This is a genomic window from Salinarimonas soli (assembly GCF_008386575.1).
Taxonomy (GTDB): domain Bacteria; phylum Pseudomonadota; class Alphaproteobacteria; order Rhizobiales; family Beijerinckiaceae; genus Salinarimonas_A; species Salinarimonas_A soli.
In genome coordinates this window covers 48,024-64,826 of record NZ_VUOA01000040.1, presented here as the reverse complement: position 1 = coordinate 64,826, position 16,803 = coordinate 48,024, and the positions used below count along the sequence as shown (strand labels likewise).

The 16,803-nt window shown below is 70.0% G+C and carries 15 protein-coding genes and 1 tRNA gene; 12 read left to right on the top strand and 4 right to left on the bottom strand.

Translation table 11 applies throughout. The features are described 5' to 3' along the window. Window positions 1-2 precede the first annotated feature (2 nt). The 8 genes from F0L46_RS21630 (at window position 3) to F0L46_RS21595 (ending at window position 8,001) form a co-directional block, all read left to right on the top strand. Entirely contained in the window at window positions 3-1,538 is a 1,536-nt protein-coding gene (locus F0L46_RS21630; protein ID WP_149821486.1) for a pilus assembly protein TadG-related protein, read from the top strand. Window positions 1,539-1,548: 10 nt separating this feature from the next. Further along, complete coding sequence (locus F0L46_RS21625) at window positions 1,549-2,037, top strand: TadE/TadG family type IV pilus assembly protein (RefSeq protein WP_149821484.1); 489 nt, start codon at window positions 1,549-1,551, stop codon at window positions 2,035-2,037. A 1-nt stretch (window position 2,038) separates the two neighbouring features. Then, on the top strand, window positions 2,039-2,674 hold the full coding sequence (locus F0L46_RS21620; protein WP_188312081.1) for a TadE/TadG family type IV pilus assembly protein: 636 nt from the start codon (window positions 2,039-2,041) through the stop codon (window positions 2,672-2,674). Between the two features lie 76 nt (window positions 2,675-2,750). Continuing rightward, entirely contained in the window at window positions 2,751-3,947 is a 1,197-nt protein-coding gene (locus tag F0L46_RS21615; protein WP_149821480.1) for a CpaE/TadZ family protein, read from the top strand. Between the two features lie 114 nt (window positions 3,948-4,061). Then, the gene (locus F0L46_RS21610; protein ID WP_210247672.1) at window positions 4,062-5,489 is read left to right on the top strand and encodes a TadA family conjugal transfer-associated ATPase; all 1,428 of its coding nucleotides are present in this window, start codon (window positions 4,062-4,064) and stop codon (window positions 5,487-5,489) included. 7 nt (window positions 5,490-5,496) lie between these two features. Further along, on the top strand, window positions 5,497-6,465 hold the full coding sequence (locus F0L46_RS21605; RefSeq protein ID WP_149821475.1) for a type II secretion system F family protein: 969 nt from the start codon (window positions 5,497-5,499) through the stop codon (window positions 6,463-6,465). An 8-nt stretch (window positions 6,466-6,473) separates the two neighbouring features. Next, a complete protein-coding gene (locus F0L46_RS21600; protein WP_149821473.1) occupies window positions 6,474-7,433 on the top strand; it encodes a type II secretion system F family protein in 960 nt (319 codons plus the stop codon). A gap of 37 nt (window positions 7,434-7,470) precedes the next feature. Then, complete coding sequence (locus F0L46_RS21595; RefSeq protein ID WP_149821471.1) at window positions 7,471-8,001, top strand: hypothetical protein; 531 nt, start codon at window positions 7,471-7,473, stop codon at window positions 7,999-8,001. Between the two features lie 270 nt (window positions 8,002-8,271). Here the strand turns inward: F0L46_RS21595 and F0L46_RS21590 are convergent, their stop codons facing one another. Next, window positions 8,272-9,075, bottom strand: a complete 804-nt coding sequence (locus F0L46_RS21590; RefSeq protein WP_149821469.1) for an EAL domain-containing protein — start codon at window positions 9,073-9,075, stop codon at window positions 8,272-8,274. A 236-nt stretch (window positions 9,076-9,311) separates the two neighbouring features. Between F0L46_RS21590 and F0L46_RS21585 the strand changes: the two genes are divergently transcribed. After that, entirely contained in the window at window positions 9,312-9,527 is a 216-nt protein-coding gene (locus tag F0L46_RS21585) for a hypothetical protein (RefSeq protein ID WP_149821467.1), read from the top strand. Between the two features lie 38 nt (window positions 9,528-9,565). Here the strand turns inward: F0L46_RS21585 and F0L46_RS21580 are convergent, their stop codons facing one another. Next, window positions 9,566-11,245, bottom strand: coding sequence for an acyl-CoA dehydrogenase family protein (locus F0L46_RS21580; protein ID WP_149821465.1), 1,680 nt, complete (start codon window positions 11,243-11,245; stop codon window positions 9,566-9,568). Window positions 11,246-11,464: 219 nt separating this feature from the next. Between F0L46_RS21580 and F0L46_RS21575 the strand changes: the two genes are divergently transcribed. Further along, window positions 11,465-11,556: transfer RNA gene (locus F0L46_RS21575), tRNA-Trp, on the top strand. Between the two features lie 77 nt (window positions 11,557-11,633). Continuing rightward, on the top strand, window positions 11,634-12,122 hold the full coding sequence (locus F0L46_RS21570; protein WP_149821463.1) for a hypothetical protein: 489 nt from the start codon (window positions 11,634-11,636) through the stop codon (window positions 12,120-12,122). A 34-nt stretch (window positions 12,123-12,156) separates the two neighbouring features. Here the strand turns inward: F0L46_RS21570 and F0L46_RS21565 are convergent, their stop codons facing one another. Together F0L46_RS21565 and F0L46_RS21560 are read right to left on the bottom strand one after the other, a co-directional pair. Continuing rightward, entirely contained in the window at window positions 12,157-13,026 is an 870-nt protein-coding gene (locus F0L46_RS21565; protein WP_149821461.1) for a DMT family transporter, read from the bottom strand. A gap of 310 nt (window positions 13,027-13,336) precedes the next feature. Next, entirely contained in the window at window positions 13,337-15,436 is a 2,100-nt protein-coding gene (locus F0L46_RS21560) for a transglycosylase domain-containing protein (protein ID WP_149821459.1), read from the bottom strand. Window positions 15,437-15,683: 247 nt separating this feature from the next. Between F0L46_RS21560 and F0L46_RS21555 the strand changes: the two genes are divergently transcribed. Further along, the gene (locus tag F0L46_RS21555; RefSeq protein ID WP_240540096.1) at window positions 15,684-16,763 is read left to right on the top strand and encodes an acyltransferase family protein; all 1,080 of its coding nucleotides are present in this window, start codon (window positions 15,684-15,686) and stop codon (window positions 16,761-16,763) included. The last annotated feature ends 40 nt before the right edge of the window (window positions 16,764-16,803 follow it).

Sequence of the window (16,803 nt, the reverse complement as noted above, 5' to 3'; positions counted from 1 at the left end):
CGATGCCCAGGCCCGCCCCCCTCCCCCCGTCCGGTCACCTGGCCCGGCTCGCGCGGGCGCTCCTCGCGCTGGCGGGCCACCGGGGCGGCGGCGTGCTCCTGCCCGTGGCGCTGGTCCTGCCCGTCCTCGTGGGCTTCGCCATGCTCGTGGTGGATGGCGGCCGGTTCATGAACCTGCACGCTTCGGTGCAGTCGGGCGCCGACGCCCTCGCGCTCGCGGCCGCCGCCGAGCTCGACCGACGGCCCGATTCCATCCAGCGCGCCGACCGCGCCATCGCCACCCTCGTGCGCAACGACCAGCGCTTCGGCCAGGGCACGGGGCGCATCGACGCCGGGGCCGTGGACGTCCGCTACCTGTGGTCCCTGCCCGCCCGCGACAGCGACCCGATCACCGCCGCCCTCACGACCACCGACCCGACCCAGGCCGGCTTCGTCGAGGTGCGCGTCCGGCCCTATACGCTCAGCCCCGTCTTCGTGGGCGCGGCGGGCTTCACGGGCGCCACGCCCCAGGCCGGCGCCACGGCGGTGGGCGGCTTCGAGCAGGGGGTGTGCAACTTCACGCCCTTCTTCCTGTGCAACCCCTTCGAGGGCAGCGCCACGAGCATCTTCGACGCCATCCGCGACGCCTCCTTCCGGGGGCGCCTGTTCAAGCTCAAGGACAAGGGCGGCGGCAACCAGTACTTCCCCGGCAATTACGGCTTCCTCGAGCCCCCGGGCGGCAAGGGCGCCGACGAGGTGCGCGACATGCTCGCGATCGACCGCCCGCAGGCCTGCTTCCGGCAATCGGGCGTGGAGCTGCGCACGGGCAACATCGCCTCCGTGGCCGAGGCCTTCAACACCCGCTTCGACATCTACGAGGGCGCCTTCGGCGGCGTGCGAGCCAACGCGAGCTACCGGCCCGCCGCCAATGTCCGCAAGGGCTATTCGGGTGCCGCCTGCTCCCAGGTCATCGCCTACGACCCCACCGAGCGCCTCATCGGCCAGAACGGCGCCAAGGGGCTGGGCCTGCCTCGCGACAACTGCTTCCTCATGGGCAACCCGTCGGGCAAGTGCCCCACGGTGCTCGCGGCCATGGAGGACCGGATCGGCGACGGGAAGTGGGATTGCCGGGCCTATTGGCGCGGCAATTACGGCGGCAACCCGCCCCTGATCAACGGCAAGACTTGCAGCGACAACAGCAACGCCGTGAGCCGCTACGAGGTCTATCGCTACGAGATCGACCAGAACCTGCTCGCGACGTCGAGCCCCATCGGCGAGCGGGGCACGCCCATCTGCTATGCGGGCGACCGCACCGCCCTCAACTCGAGCTCCCTCGACCGGCGCCTGATCACGGCGGCGATCCTCGATTGCGGGTCACTCGGGCCCGTCAGCGGCTCCTCGGGCGGCCCTTATCCCGTGACCGCCTTCGCCCGCTTCTTCCTCACCGAGCCGATGGACAAGCAAACGGGGGAGGTCTGGGCCGAGCTCGTCGACATCATCGAGCCGGGGACGCCGGGCGCGCGGGAGATCCTGCGCGACATCGTCCAACTCTACCGCTAGGGCACCGCCGATGCGACGCCTGGCTCCGCTCCTGAGAGACCTCGCCCGGCACCGCGACGGCGTGGCCGCCACCGAGGCCGCCCTCGTCCTGCCCTTCCTCCTCTTCCTCGGTGGAGGCGTGCTGGAATTCGGCGTCATGCAGTACCGGCTCCAGCTCGTGGAGGCGGGCGTGCGGGACGCGGCGCGCTTCCTCGCCCGCACCCCGGACCCCGCCGCGATGGAGGTGCAGGCCAAGCTCCTCGCCGTGACCGGCGCCGTCGTCCCGGGAGGCGCGCCCCGGGTGCGGGACTGGACCACCGCCCAGGTCACGGTCACCTACCGGACGACAGCCAATGCCCGCGCCGCGACGGGACTGCGTCCCTACCGGGGCGGCGACACCGTCGACGTGGTGCGGGTCGCGACGAGCGTGCCCTATGCGGGCATCGGGTTCCTGACCCTGATCCGCCTCACAGGCCTCACCCTCGGGGCGGTGCATGAGGAACGGGTGGTGGGAGGCTGACATGACCCGTCCGCACCGCTCCTTCGCCCGCGACGAGGCCGGCGCCACGATGGTGGAGTTCGGGCTCGTGGCCGGTGTGCTCTTCACCCTCGCCTTCGCCCTGTTCGAGTTCAGCCACGCCTTCTTCCAGTACAACGCGGCCTCCAAGGCGCTCCAGATCGGGGCGCGGCGCGCCTCCGTCTCGGACCCGGTGGCGGCCGACCTGCGCACCCTCACGGGGCTGTCGACCGCGGAAGCCGGCGATCCGATGCCCTATTTCGAGCGCCGCTGCTCGGGCGCGACCCGCAGCTGCTCGCAAGGGACCTTCGACGAGGCAGCCTTCAACACGATCCTCTATGGCGGCCCGACGGCGACGTGCCTTGCCGGCACCTCCGCCACGACCCCGATGTGCGCTGCCTTCCCTCGCCTGCAGCCCGGGAACGTGGAGATCGACTACGTGCATTCGGGGCTGGGCTTCGCCGGCCGTCCAGGTCCCGCCGGGCGCGCGGGCGGGGCAGTCCCCACCATCACGGTTCGGTTAACCAACCTCGCCTTCGACTTCGTGGTCCTTAACCGGCTCTTGGGCCTTCCCTCCCTAGCCATGAGCGGGCTGTCGGCCACCGCGACGGGCGAGGACCTGGCGTCTGTGACGAACTAGAGACAGCCCCAACCGGAGCCGGTCCCCTCGCGGGGCCGGGTCCAGCGACCCTTAAGCGAGCGAAACCCGCCTCACCATGGTCTCCGATCTCTCAGCCTTCATGCCCCTCATCGTGCTCGTGGGCACGGACGCCGCCTTCTTCAAGGGCGTGGGCGCCGCCTTCGGCCCGGCCAAGGCGCTCTCCCTCAACGTGGTGGCCGAGAGCATCGAGGAGGCAGCCCGCCGGCCGGAGCTCGAGACGGCGGCCGTGATCGTGGTGGACATCGACGCCCACCGCCGCGAGAGCCTCGTGGCGCTCCAGGGGCTGATGACGCGCACGGGGGGCGCGATCCCCGTGATCGTGCTCACCGACTCCTTCGACGACGCGCTCGCCCGCTGGTTCCTCCAGATCCGCGTCTCGGACTTCCTGAGGAAGCCCGTGGAGCCCAAGGAGGTCCTGCGGGCCTGCATCCGGGCGCTGCGCGCGACCGACAGCCTGCCCGAGGAGCAGGGCCGCATCCTTTCCTTCATCGGCGCCGCGGGCGGCGTGGGCACCACCACGCTCGCCATCGAGAGCGCCATGCTGCTGCTGCGCGCCGGCGGGCGCGAGGCGGATTCGACCTGCCTCGTCGACCTCGACGTGCAGACGGGCGTGTGCGCCGACTATCTCGATCTCGCGCCCCGGCTCGACCTCGACGAGATCGGCCCCTACCCCGAGCGCCTCGACAGCCAGCTCCTCGAGGTGATGCTCGCCCGGCACGCCACGGGCCTGTCGGTGCTCGCCGCGCCCGGCCGCGCCGCCCGGCGCACCGCCCTGGAGCCCGGCGTGGTGATCCGCCTTCTCGACCTCGTCTCAGCCCGTTTCGACAACGTGGTGATCGATCTGCCCCGCGCCTGGGAGCCCTGGACCGACCAGGTGCTCATGGGCTCGAACAAGGTCTACGTGGTCACCGACATGACCGTGCCGGGCTTGCGCCTGGGCCGGCGCCTCGCCGCCGGCATGACGGAGCGCCTCAAGGAGGTGAAGCCCCGGGTGATCTGCAACCGCTTCGAGCAGCAGATGTTCGGGTCGGGCCTGCGCCGGAGCGACGTGGAGCGGGCTCTCGACGGCTTCCTCGCCGGCACGGTGGCCAACAACTACAAGCTCGTGCGCGAGGCGATCGACAGGGGCGTTCCCCTCGACGCGATCAAGTCGGGCTCGAACGTCTCCAGCGATCTCAAGCGGGCGGTCTTCCAAGGCGGCGGGGAGGAGGGCGCAGGCCAGCCCCGGTCCGCCGTCCCGGCCCGCGCCTGACCCGTCGAGGACATCCGCCCCATGCTCGGCCGCTTCTCAGCCCGCCTCTCCCCGCCGGCCCCCCAGCCCGGCGCGGCTGCGCCCCCGCCGCCTCCCCCGCCCCCGATCCCGCGGATGAGCCCGCCACCCCCGCCGCTGGCGGCGGCGGCGGCGCGCCCCGAGCCCGCGCCGGACCTCCCGCCGTCCGTAGCCTTGAGCCCCGCCGCCCCCGTGCCGGCGCCGGCAGCCTCGATCCCGGCGCCCGCCGCCCTGGCTCCCGCCGAGGCGCCCAACCAAAAGCTCCTCGACGCCAAGGTGCGCCTGCACCGCCGCCTCATCGAGGAGCTGAACCTCGCGGCGGTCGAGAAGCTGCCCGAGGCGGAGCTGCGGCGCGAGGTCCACGGCATCATCACCCAGTGGGTGGTCGCCGAGCGCCTGGCCCTCAACGCCCGCGAGCTCGAATCCTTCGTCTCCGAGGTGATCGACGAGATGACGGGCCTGGGACCGCTGGAGCCGCTCCTCAAGGACCCAACGATCTCCGACATCCTCATCAACGGCCACCAGAGCATCTTCGTCGAGCGGCGCGGCATGCTGGAGCCCGTGCCGTCCCTGTTCAAGGACGAGGCGCACCTCCTGCGCATCATCCAGAAGATCGTCTCGGCGGTGGGCCGGCGCGTCGACGAATCGAGCCCGCTCTGCGACGCGCGCATGCTCGACGGCTCGCGCTTCAACTGCGCGGTGCGCCCCATCGGCGTCGACGGGCCCCTCGTCTCGATCCGCAAGTTCTCGAAGTCGAAGCTTTCCCTCGATCGCCTGGTGGAGATCGGGGCCCTGCGCCCCGTGATGGCCGAGGTGCTGGCCGCGGCCGTGCGTTGCCGGGTCACCACGATCATCTCGGGCGGCACGGGCTCGGGCAAGACGACGATGCTCAACGCGCTCTCGTCCTACATCTCCCACACCGAGCGCCTCATCACCATTGAGGACGCGGCCGAGCTCCAGCTCCAGCAGCCGCATGTGGCCCGCATGGAGACCCGCCCGCCCAACGTGGAGGGCAAGGGCGAGATCCGCCAGCGCGACCTCGTCAAGAACGCCCTGCGCATGCGACCCGAGCGGATCATCCTCGGCGAGTGCCGCGGCGAGGAGGCCTTCGACATGCTCCAGGCCATGAACACGGGCCACGAGGGCTCCATGGCCACCGTCCACGCCAACAATCCCCGCGAGGCGATCTCGCGCCTGGAGCAGATGATCGGCATGGCCGGCCTGCCCATGTCCCAGACCTCCATCCGCGGCCAGATCGCCGCCGCCATCCGCCTCGTGGTCCAGCTCCAGCGCCTCGCCGACGGCAAGCGCCGGGTGACCTCGGTAGCCGAGATCACGGGCATGGAGGGCGACATCATCCAGATGCAGGAGATCTACAAGTTCGTGCGCACCGGCACGGCGGCCGACGGCTCCATCGAGGGCCACCACGCCGCCACGGGCCTGCGCCCGCGCTTCCTCACCGAGCTGCAATCGCACGGGGTCGTGATCCCGGGCTCCGCCTTCGATCCCTCAAAGCCGCTCTGAGGGCGCCGTGCCGGCCGACATCGATCCCCTCTACGTCTTCTACGCCGCGGCCGCCCTCGCCGTCGTCCTGGCGGTCGAGGCCGTCTATCTCCTGTTCTCCAGCGAGCGCAGCTATCGCAGCGGCGTCAACCGGCGGCTCGCCCTGGGCCGCGGGGAGAACGACCGGGAGAAGGTTCTGGTGCAGCTGCGGCGCGAGCGGGGCCTGAGCCCCGACGGCACCCTCGCCCTGCCCGGCGCCGCCTTGGGCAGGCTCGTCCTGCAATCGGGCGTGCGGGTCGAGCCCGTGCGGCTCGCGCTCTACGCGGTGGGGCTGGCGGGCCTCTCGTTCGCTCTCGCGCTCACCGCGACGGGCGTCGCGGCCTATGGGCTGGCGGCCGGGGCGGCGGGCGGGCTCGTCCTGCCCGTCCTGATCCTGACCATGCTGCGCAAGCGGCGCCAGAAGCGTTTCGGCGAGCAGTTTCCCGAGGCCATCGACGTGATCGTGCGCTCCCTGCGGGCAGGCCATCCCGTGCCGCTCGCCATCGCCATGGTGGCGCGCGAGATGCCCGACCCGATCGGCTCGGAGTTCGGCATCGTGGCCGACGAGATCACCTACGGCTCGGACCTCGAGGGCGCCATGCGCAAGCTCGCCGAGCGCCTGGGCCACGAGGACCTGCCCCTGTTCATCACCTCCATCGCGATCCAGGCCTCGACGGGCGGCAACTTGAGCGAGATCCTGGAGAACCTCTCCAAGGTGATCCGCGAGCGCTTCAAGATGCGGCGCAAGATCCGGGGCCTCGCCGCCGAGGGGCGCGCCTCGGCGCTCATCCTCAACCTCACGCCGCTGCTCGTCTTCGCCCTCGTGAACTGGATGTCGCCCGACTTCTACGGCTCGGTCTGGCACGACCCTGTCACCCTCTACGTGCTCGGCGGGGCCGGCGTCTGGATGGCGATCGGCAACGTGATCATGAGCCGGATGATCAACTTCAAGTTCTAGTGGGCCTCATGATGAACGCGCTCGACGCTCTTCTCGACGCCCTGTTCGCCGACCCGGCCCTCCTCGTCGCCGCGTGCGGGGGGGCGGGTCTCGCCCTCGTCGGGGTGCTCGTTCTCGGCATGGTCCAGAACCGCAGCGCCCTGCGCCGCCGGGCGACGCAGGGCCTCGACCCGGCTGGCCGCCACGGGGCGGCGGGCGCGGACCGGGGCAAGCCGCTGGAGCGTCTCACCACCTATCTGGAGACCACCTTCGCGCAAAGCGACGAGCGGCAGAGCCGGGTGCTGCGGCTGCAGCTCGTGCAGGCCGGCTTCTTCGACCAGCGCGCGCCCGCCTATTACTTCGCGGCGCGCATCGGCGGCGCGGCGGCCCTGGGCCTTGGCGGCCTTGCCCTCATCCCTCTCCTCGTCGGCGACACCACGAGTGCGAGCCTCGCGCTCTATGCCGCCTTCGTCGCCGTGGTGGGCTACGTGCTCCCAAGCTTCTACGTCTCGCACCGGATCAAGGCGCGGGCCCAGGAGCACCGCGTGGGCTTTCCCGATTTCATGGACCTGATGGTGGTGTGCTCCGAGGCGGGCCTGTCCCTGGAGGCCTCCGTCGAGCGCATCGCCCGCGAGCTCGTGGAGGGCTACCCGTCTCTCGCCGAGAACCTCTACATGGTCTCCCTGGAGATGCGGGCCGGCAAGTCGCTCACCGAGTCCCTCGAGCGGTTCGGGCGGCGCCTCGGGATCGAGGAGGCGACGATGCTCGCGACCCTCCTCCAGCAATCGGCGGAGCTCGGCACGAGCCTCACGCAGTCGCTCAAGGTCTATTCCGAGGAGATGCGCAACAAGCGCCTCTCGCGGGCCGAGGAGAAAGCCTACGCGCTGCCCGCCAAGCTTGTCGTTCCCTTAACCCTTTTCATCTTTCCTGTCCTCCTGATCACTCTCCTGCTGCCCGCCGTGCTCCAGGTGAGGGCAGCCATGATGTAGGGCGCCGCCGCCCGGTACCAGGACCAGACGCTCAGCCATGGCCAAGACTCACCCGTCCCTCTCCCTCGTTTGCGCCGCGCTCGCGCTGGGCCTTGCCGGCTGCGAAACCCTCGCGGTGGCGGGCCTCAAGCCCTCGGGCGAGCCCGCGACGGCGGCGGCCCTGGTCCTGCCCGACGGTGCGGCGGTCGCGACGCGATCCCCCGAGCAGCCCCGGAGCGACCTCGACCTCGGCAAGGAGCATTTCCGGGCGGAAAACTACGGCTTGGCCGAGCTGCATTTTCGCAAGGCGGCGGAGGCGAGCTCGGGCGACGTGGAGGCCTGGTTGGGCCTTGCCGCCGCTTATGACAAGCTGCGCCGCTTCGAGCTCGCCGATCGCGCTTATGCCCGCGCCTTCAAGATCGCCGGGCCGACGCCCGAGCTCCTCAACAACCGGGGCTATTCGTACATGCTGCGGGGGGACGTGAAGCGCGCGAGCCGCGACCTCGCGGAGGCGAGCCTCAAGGACCCGGGCGACGAGCGTATCCGCAACAACCTGCGCGCCCTCGACGAGCGCGCCCGCCGGCTCTGACGCGCGCACGACCGAGGCAGGCGGGCCGTGAGCCCGCCGCGACGTCCGTTGCTGGCGTGAGCCCCGGAGCCTGATCCGGAACGATGGGCTTCTCTCGCCTCATGTGGAGACGCGAGCCAGCGGCGAGCCTTGAGGCACGCGTCCACACCCTCCGGAGACCGCTGGAGCGCCCTCCGGCTCACGAAGGTGCTGCAGCTTCGAGACGGCCTGCTTCGCAGGCCTCCCCAGCATGTGAGGGGGACGGGAGCCAAGCTCTGCCGGGCCGGCCTCTCAGGCGACGAGGCGGGCGACCCCGTCGAGCTGCGGCAGCGCGGGGACGGGCAGGCACTCGAAGCCCGGGCGGGCGAACAGGTAGCCCTGCTGCAGGGTGACGCCGAGCTCCAGGAGCGCGCGGCACTCCTCGATGGTCTCGATGCCCTCGGCGATGGCGAGGATCGAGAGGTCGCGGCAGATCTTGAGCATCGAGCCGACGATGGCGCGGCGCACCGGGTTCGCGTCGATCCCGCGCACCAGCTCCATGTCGAGCTTGATGATGTTGGGCTGGAACCGCGCCAGCAGGTTCAGGCCCGAATAGCCCGCGCCGAAATCGTCGATCGCGGTCAGGAAGCCCATCGCCTTGTACTGGTCGAGGATCGAGTTGAGGTGGTCGTGGTCGACGACCTCCTCGGACTCCGTGACCTCGAAGAGCAGGCGGTCGAGGGGGAAGCCCGTCCGGCGGGCCGCCGAGAGGGTCACGGCAAGGCAGGTCTTCGGCTCGTAGACGGCGTTCGGCAGGAAGTTGATCGACAGGAGCGCCCCCGTCTCCGGCAGGCGGAGCTCGGCGGCGAGCTCGATGGCGCGCCTGCGGCAGGCCTGATCGAAGCCGTAGCGGTTGCCCTCCGTCACCTGGCTCAGGATCGAGGCGGCGGACTCGCCGTTCGGCCCCCGCACCAGCGCCTCATAGGCGTAGACCCCACCCGTCGCGAGGTTCACGATGGGCTGGAACGCCATGGAGAACGGGAGCGCGAACCGCTCGCCCGAGCGGCAGGCGCCGCATTGGTGGGGCGAGGCGGTGTCGGACGGGACCTGGGGCATGTTGCCTGCTCTTCCTGAGGTGACGCAGGGGAAGCTACCATGCCCAGGTAAAGAGATCCCTAGGACGGCCGATCGAAAGCCCGTCTCGCGCGATATTCATGTAAAAATTTCCAGTTGCAGCCCGGACATCGACGAGCGGCGTCGGGCGCCTGCGACCGGAACGCTCCGGGAGCGAAAGGAGTCGCAAGGCGTTGTCCCCACCGAACGGGTCCCTTGGGACCGACCAGGAGACGACGATGAACCAACCTGTCACGGGCAAGCACGACCTGAAGGACCAGAAGGCCACCCGCGAGCCGGCGGACAAGGACGTCGATCAGACCCCGGTCGACGACCGCCAGCAGGGCCAGACCCTCGCCAAGAAGACGAACGAGCACCTGGAGGAGAAGGTGGACGAATCGCTGGAGGAGACCTTCCCGGCGAGCGATCCGCCCTCCTTCAACATCACGCGGTAGCGCGCACCCCCTCTCCCATGGGCGAGAGGGGTTCCTCCTCACCCCTCCGCCTCGATGAGGCGGCGGGCGATGACCTGGGCCTGGATCTCGGCCGCGCCCTCGAAGATCGACAGGATGCGGGCGTCGCACAGGACGCGGCTGATCGGATATTCGAGGGCGAAGCCGTTGCCGCCGTGGATCTGGAGCGCGTTGTCGGCCGCAGCCCAGGCGACGCGGGCCGCGAGCAGCTTCGCCATGCCGGCTTCCAGGTCGCAGCGCCGGCCCTCGTCCTTGGCCCGTCCAGCGAAATAGGTGAGCTGGCGGGCGAGGTGGATCTCGGCCGCCATCATGGCGATCTTGTCGGCGACGCGGGGATAGGCCACGAGGGGCTTGCCGAACTGCGCCCGCTCCTCGGCATAGCGCAGCCCCAGATCCAGCGCCGATTGCGCCACGCCCACGGCGCGGGCCGCCGTCTGGATGCGCGCGGCCTCGAAGGTCTGCATGAGCTGCCGGAAGCCCTGCCCCTCGACGCCGCCGAGGAGGTTGCCCGCCGGCACCGCGAAGCCGTCGAAGGCGAGCTCGTATTCCTTCATGCCGCGATAGCCCAAAACCTCGATCTCGCCGCCGGTGAGCCCCTCCACGGGGAAGGGGTCCTCGTCCGTGCCCCGGGGCTTCTCGGCGAGCAGGATGGAGAGGCCGCGATGGCCCGCCTCGTCGGCGCGGGTGCGCACCAGCATCGTCATGAGGTCGGCGCGCACGGGATGGGTGATCCAGGTCTTGTTGCCCGACACCCGCCAGACCTCGCCGTCGCGCACGGCGCGGGTCTTCAGGGAGGCGAGGTCAGAGCCCGTGTTGGGCTCAGTAAAGACGGCGGTGGGCAGGATCTCGCCCGAGGCGATGGCGGGCAGGAAGCGGGTCTTCTGCTCCTGCGTGCCGCCGCCAAGGATGAGCTCCGCGGCGATCTCGGAGCGCGTGCCGAGGGAGCCCACCCCGATATAGGCCCGCGACAGCTCCTCCGAGACCACGCACATGGAGACCTTGGAGAGGCCGAGGCCGCCATATTCCTCAGGGATCGTGAGCCCGAAAACGCCGAGCTCGGCCATCTTGGCCACCACGTCGAGGGGGATATAGGCGTTGGCGAGGTGCCATTCGTGGGCGTGGGGCTCGACCTCGGCCTGCCCGAAGCGGCGCATCTCGCCCCGGATCGCCTCCAGGGTCTCGTCGAGGCCGGGATCGCCGACCGTGGTGGCGCCCTGCCCCTCGCGGATCAGCGCCACGAGGCGGGCGCGCCGGTCGGCGGTGTTGCCGTCCTCGATCAAGGCCTCGATCGCCTCCGAGCGGAACCGCGCAGCCTCGCGCGCCGTGAAGCCCAACCCCGTGAGCCGGACCATCTCGCCTTGGCTCATGGGGATGCCCCCGAAGATCTGGTCGAGATATTCGCCGAGGCCGATGCGGACCAGCAGGTCCTCGGTTTCGCCGAAGCGGCCCTCTCCCGAGAGCCGCTCGGCGTAAGAGACGAGCTCGCGCACGGCCTCACCGTAGGTGGCGAGCCAGGCAAGGCCATGGGCGGCGTGCTGCTCGGCCTCCAGCTGCCCCGCGGAGATCCGGCACTCGACCACGACCCGGGCCCGCACCCGGCGGGTGGCCTCCGCCACGAGGGCCGCGATGTCGGCGGCGGCCGCATAGCCAGCCGGGATGAGGTCGGGCGTCGTCGCGGTGGCGGCTGTCAGGGCGGTCATGGGCAATGCCTCGGTTTTCGCATCGCAGCATAAACGCATGCGCTCGCGCTGTTGATCCCTCCTTATGTGGGCCGACGACCGAGCACAGCGCACACAGGCAACGCTTGATCCAACTAAATCATACGTCAAAATTTAGATTTGACATTCATGAGGGAATTGGAGCAATATCATGAATGTGTCGCGGCCCGAGGGGCAACTCGGGCCGCGACGCCTTCGCAAGGAAGGTTGGCAGAGCGGCTGAATGCTCCGGACTCCAAATCCGGCGGACGTGTCACAACCACGTCCCGTGGGTTCGAATCCCACACCTTCCGCGCAAGTGCGCGGAGAGCCGTTGGAGCAACGCATTGCACCATAAAGTGCGCTTGATGTCTAGGGTAGGTGAGACAAGATGGAGAAAATCCTCAAAGAGAAGATCGAGACGAGAAGGCTGAAACTTGTTGCGATACAGCAGCAAATAGATGCCCTGAGTCAAGAAAGAATAATACTCCAAGCAGAAATCAATGCACTCCGAGAGATACTAGGTGAGTTAAATGATAAAACAGACCTTAGCAGCAATCTGGAGGATGATCTAAACATAGACGATATCGATGGCTCTTATAATACGAGGTTATCTGATAACTGGAGAAAAATACTTTCGAATATTGTAAAGATTTATCCCAAGTCGGTTTCGATAGATGATATCAGAAAAATCGCCGAAGATTCGGCAATCGATGTTTCGGATGAAACTATCAGATCACAACTTTCTCTTTACACGACACGCGGCTGGTTGATCCGAACTGGCACAGGAGCATATCAAATCACGGCGAAAGGCGCGGCAGCTGTTGGCACCAAACTGCCGAAGTTAATTTTCACCAACAAACCTCGTACCTTCACATAGCGGCAGACAGCTCATCCAACATGTTGAAGCCCATCTAACCCCGGCTCGCCACCGCGACCCCGAGCGCCGCCACGGCCATGCCGAGAATCTGCACCGGGGACAGCGTCTCCCCGAAGAGCCCGTAGGCCATCAGCGCCGAGACGGGCGGCACGAGATAGAGGAGCGCCGCGACGCCCGCCACGGCGCCCCGGCGGATGAGCACCAGGAGGAGCCCGATGGCGCCGATGGAGAGCCCCACCACGGCCCAGGCGAGGCCGATCAGGAGGGCGGGCGTCGGGTCGAGCCGGCCCTCCTCCAGGAGGAACGCCACAGGCATGGTGACGGCGAAGGCGCCGAGATATTGCACGACCGTGTTGGTGCGCAGATCCGCGCTCACCGCCGTGCGCTTCTGCCAAATCGTGCCGAAGGTGATGGAGATCACGCCGAGAAAGCAGACGAGAAGGCTGAACGGCGGAAAGCCCTCGACGCCGCCGAGCCGCGGCGCCACGACGAGGAGCGCGCCGCAAAAGCCCACCCCGATGCCGAGCCAGCGCCGACGGCTCACCCGCTCGCCGAGCAGCGGCCCCACCAGGGCGCCCGTCACGAGCGGCTGAAGCCCCGCCACGAGCGCCGCGATCCCGGCCGGCAGCCCGTGCTTCACGGCCCAGAACACCCCGCCGAGATAGCCCCCGTGCAGCAGCACGCCCGCCAGCAGCCCGGCGCCCCACGCCCGCCCCGTGGCAGGCCACGGCGCCCGCACGGCGAGCGCGACGGGCACCAGCACGGCCACCGCCAGCGCATAGCGCAGGCTCAGGAAATGCAGCGGATCGGCATGCGGCGCCACGAGCCGCGCCACGATGAACCCCGTGGCCCAGATGAGCACGAAGAGGGGCGGCGCGAAGCGGGCGACGGGATCGTTGGTCATGGGCCGCCTGATGATCACGGCGGCGGGGGAAAGGCAACGGGGGCCGGCGGGCGGAGATGGAGCGGCGGCGACCTGGAGCGATCGGCTGGTGACCTTTTCGGCTCCGACACCGCCGTCCCCCCCACCCCAGCCCCTCCCCCCGCAAGGGGGGAGGGAGCAGCTTGGCGCTCGCGCAACCAGGCCTCCACTGCACGTATCGGAGAGGCGCTACCTGTTCCCCTCCCCCTTGCGGGGAGGGGTTAGGGGTGGGGGTGACGGCAGTGCGGAGGCAGGATGAATCTCGCCCGTCCGCCTATCAGGACGCGCCACCTCACCGGATCCCGAACAGCCGCTCCAAGAGCCCCCGCTCGGCCGGGTCCGGCGGGATCCAGGCGTTGTCGGAGGGGGGCGCCGCCTCGGCGGAGCGCTGGCGGGCGGGCGCGGCGGCGATGGCCGGGGCGCCGCGCAGGCCGGGCAGCGCCACGGGCCGCTCGTTCGCGAGCGCCACCTTCATGAAGCGGCTCCAGACCTCCACGGGCAGGTTGCCGCCCGAGGCGCGCCGGGTGGGCTCGCCGTCGTCGTTGCCGAGCCACACGCCGGCGACGAGGCTCCCCGTATAGCCCACGAACCAGGCGTCGCGGAACTCCTGGCTGGTGCCGGTCTTGCCCGCCGCATCCCAACCTGGCAGCTCCGCCTTGCGGGCCGTGCCCGTGAGCAGGGTCTCGCGCATCATCGCGTTCATCTGCGCCGCGATCGCGGGCTCGATGACCCGCCCGAGCCCCGTCTCGGCCCGGCGGTAGACGGCCTTGCCGTCGGCGGTCTTCACCCCGGCGATGACGTAAGGAATCACCCCGGTGCCGCCGTTGGCGAAGGCGGCGTAGGCGCCCACGAGCTCGAGCGCCGTCACCTCCGAGGTGCCGAGCGCCAGCGAGGCGTTGGCCTGGAGCGGCGAGGAGATCCCGAGCCTCTGGGCCACCCGCACCACCTTGCGCGGGCCCACCTCGACGCCGAGCCGCACCGCCACCGTGTTGATGGACATGGCCAGGGCATCGCGCAGCGTGATGGGCCCGCGATAATCCCTGGAATAGTTCTCGGGCGCCCAGCCGCGGATGTTGACGGGGCTGTCGTCGCGCACGGTCTCGGGCGTGAGGCCCGCCTCCAGCGCCGCGAGATAGACGAAGGGCTTGAAGGCGGAGCCCGGCTGGCGCTTGGCGGTGGTCGCCCGGTTGAACTGGCTCTGCGAATAGTCGCGCCCGCCGACGAGCGCCCGCACGGCGCCGTCCGGCCTCAGGGCCACGAGGGCGCCCTGGCCCACATTGTAGCGCGCTCCCTTGGCGGCGAGCTCATCGGTGAGCGCCCGCTCGGCGGCGGCCTGGAGGCCTGGGTCGATGGTGGTCGAGACGACGATGTCGCTCTCCACCGTGCCCACGAAATCGTCGAGCACGTCCATCACGAGATCGGCCGCGTAATTGGCCGACCCGCCCGCGTGGCCCCGTGCCGCGGTGGCGGGATCGGAGAGCGCGACCTTGGCATCGCGGTCGGTGACGAAGCCGAGCTCGGCCATGGCGGCCACCACGAGGGCGGCGCGCGCCTGCGCGGCCTTAGGATTGCGGGTTGGGGCGAGGCGCGAGGGCGCCTGGACGAGGCCCGCGAGCATCGCGGCCTCGGAGACCGTGACGGCCCGCGCGGGCTTGCCGAAATAGCGCTGGGCCGCTGCCTCGACGCCGTAGGCGCCCGAGCCGAAATAGACGCGGTTGATGTAGAGCTCCAGGAGCTGGTCCTTGGAGAAGTTCGCCTCGAGCCACAGGGCGAGGATCGCCTCTTGGATCTTGCGCGAGGCGGTTCGCTCCTGGGTGAGGAAGAGGTTCTTGGCGAGCTGCTGCGTCAGGGTCGAGCCGCCCTGCATCACCCCTGCCCCCGACAGGTTTCGGAAGAACGCGCGGCCGATGCCGACGGGGTCGATGCCGAAATGCTGGTAGAAGCGCCGGTCCTCGATGGCGACGAAGGCCTTCGGCAGGAAGGGCGGCAGCTCGGCGAGCGGGATGCTGCGCCCGCCCGTCTCGCCGCGATTGGCGAGCAGCGTGCCGTCGCTCGCCAGGATCGCGATGTTGGGCGGGCGCTTGGGGATCTTGAGCTGGTCGATGGGCGGCAGCTGCGCCGCGTGATAGGCGACGAGCCCCGCGAGCCCGATGGCGCACCACAGGCCGAGCACCACGGTCCAATAGGCGAGGATCCCCAGGATCGAGCGCCCCCGGCGCTTGGGCCGCTTCGGCCCCGAGCCGCGCGGCGGGCCGCCCTCGGCGCGGCGGCCCTTCGAGGCCCCGCGGCCGGCGCGATCGTCCAGCGTGAGGCGCACGTCGAGGACGCCCGCCCCGCCGTCGTCGAGCACCGGCTCCCGCCGGTGTCGCCCGGATCCGCGCCGATCCGCCATGTCGCATCCCCTCCAGGCCGCCCCAGGGCGCCTCGAGCCCCAGTGCCAGGGTAATTATGGCCGTTTAACGGGGGGTGAACCACGATCGCGGCCTCGCGCCTCGCGGCCCGCCGGGCCTGATGCATTTTGACATCACGTTAGGGGACGGGGCTGTACCCAAGCCCTGGCACGGGCCTTGCGCACGCGGCGGCGAGAGACGGCGCCCGGCGCCGGAACCGTCCGGCCCCGTGCCGGAACGGGACAGGGCATGGAGATCGCGATGACGGACGGGCGGATGGCGGGCGGGCGGGATGCGGAGCGCATCGCCTGGGTCGATACGGCGAAGGGCGTGTGCATCGTGCTCGTGGTGATGATGCACTCCACCCTCGGCGTCGGCGAGGCCTTCGGCAGGGAGGGCTTCCTCCACCACGTGGTCGCCTTCGCCAAGCCGTTCCGGATGCCCGACTTCTTCCTCATCTCAGGCCTCTTCCTTGCCCGGGTGATCGACCGCGACTGGCGCTCCTACGGCGACAAGCGCATCCTGCATTTCGTCTATTTCTACCTGCTCTGGCTCGTGATCCAGTCGGCCTTCCGCTTCGGGCAGGTCTCGGGCGGCACGGTGACGGGTTTCGTCGAGCACCTCGCCTGGTCGCTCGTCGAGCCCTACTCGACCCTGTGGTTCGTCTATCTGCTGGCCGTGTTCTCGGTGGTGTCGAAGCTCCTGCGCGGCCTGCCGCCGCTCGCGCTCCTCGCCGGCGCGGCGTGCCTCGAGATCGCGCCCATCGACACCCCCTGGTACCTCCTCAACGAGTTCTGCGAGCGCTACGTCTATTTCGTCGCGGGCTGGCTCCTCGCGCCGCGGATCTTCGACCTCGCCGCCGCTGCCGTGCGCTTCCGCGGCCCGGCGCTCGCAGGTCTCGCGGTCTGGGCCGGGGTCAACGGCGCCTTCGCCTTCAGCCCCTCGCCGGTGGCGGGCTACAAGACGCTGGCCGAGCTGCCGGGCCTCGGCCTCGTGCTCGGCACGGTGGGCGCCATGGCGATCGTGTCGCTCTCGGCGCTCCTCGCCACGACGCGGCTTGCAGCGCCCTTCGCCTATGCGGGCGAGCGCTCGATCGCGGTCTACCTCGCCTTCTTCCTGCCCATGGCGGCGACCCGGACCGTGCTCCTCAAGACGGGGCTGATCGCCGACATGGGCTGGGTCTCCGTGATCGTGACCGTGGCGGCGGTTCTCGTCCCGCTCGTGCTGGAGCGGCTGGTGAACGGCACGCGGATGGATGTCCTCTTCCGGCGCCCGGCCTGGGCGCGGATTCGGCCGATCGGGCGAGCCGCGCTGCAGCCGGCGGAGTAGACGGCCACTCCCCTCTCCCGAGTGGGAGAGGGGCCGGGGG

What these genes read in the sequence shown, in the direction of transcription:
- F0L46_RS21580 (WP_149821465.1), bottom strand. Translation starts at nt 11,245, where the DNA reads ATGACCGCCCTGACAGCCGCCACCGCGACGACGCCCGACCTCATCCCG.
- F0L46_RS21610 (WP_210247672.1), top strand. Translation starts at nt 4,062, where the DNA reads ATGAGCCCGCCACCCCCGCCGCTGGCGGCGGCGGCGGCGCGCCCCGAG.
- F0L46_RS21570 (WP_149821463.1), top strand. Translation starts at nt 11,634, where the DNA reads ATGGAGAAAATCCTCAAAGAGAAGATCGAGACGAGAAGGCTGAAACTT.
- F0L46_RS21625 (WP_149821484.1), top strand. Translation starts at nt 1,549, where the DNA reads ATGCGACGCCTGGCTCCGCTCCTGAGAGACCTCGCCCGGCACCGCGAC.
- F0L46_RS21585 (WP_149821467.1), top strand. Translation starts at nt 9,312, where the DNA reads ATGAACCAACCTGTCACGGGCAAGCACGACCTGAAGGACCAGAAGGCC.
- F0L46_RS21620 (WP_188312081.1), top strand. Translation starts at nt 2,039, where the DNA reads ATGACCCGTCCGCACCGCTCCTTCGCCCGCGACGAGGCCGGCGCCACG.
- F0L46_RS21630 (WP_149821486.1), top strand. Translation starts at nt 3, where the DNA reads ATGCCCAGGCCCGCCCCCCTCCCCCCGTCCGGTCACCTGGCCCGGCTC.
- F0L46_RS21600 (WP_149821473.1), top strand. Translation starts at nt 6,474, where the DNA reads ATGATGAACGCGCTCGACGCTCTTCTCGACGCCCTGTTCGCCGACCCG.
- F0L46_RS21565 (WP_149821461.1), bottom strand. Translation starts at nt 13,026, where the DNA reads ATGACCAACGATCCCGTCGCCCGCTTCGCGCCGCCCCTCTTCGTGCTC.
- F0L46_RS21615 (WP_149821480.1), top strand. Translation starts at nt 2,751, where the DNA reads ATGGTCTCCGATCTCTCAGCCTTCATGCCCCTCATCGTGCTCGTGGGC.
- F0L46_RS21590 (WP_149821469.1), bottom strand. Translation starts at nt 9,075, where the DNA reads ATGCCCCAGGTCCCGTCCGACACCGCCTCGCCCCACCAATGCGGCGCC.
- F0L46_RS21560 (WP_149821459.1), bottom strand. Translation starts at nt 15,436, where the DNA reads ATGGCGGATCGGCGCGGATCCGGGCGACACCGGCGGGAGCCGGTGCTC.
- F0L46_RS21555 (WP_240540096.1), top strand. Translation starts at nt 15,684, where the DNA reads ATGGAGATCGCGATGACGGACGGGCGGATGGCGGGCGGGCGGGATGCG.
- F0L46_RS21595 (WP_149821471.1), top strand. Translation starts at nt 7,471, where the DNA reads ATGGCCAAGACTCACCCGTCCCTCTCCCTCGTTTGCGCCGCGCTCGCG.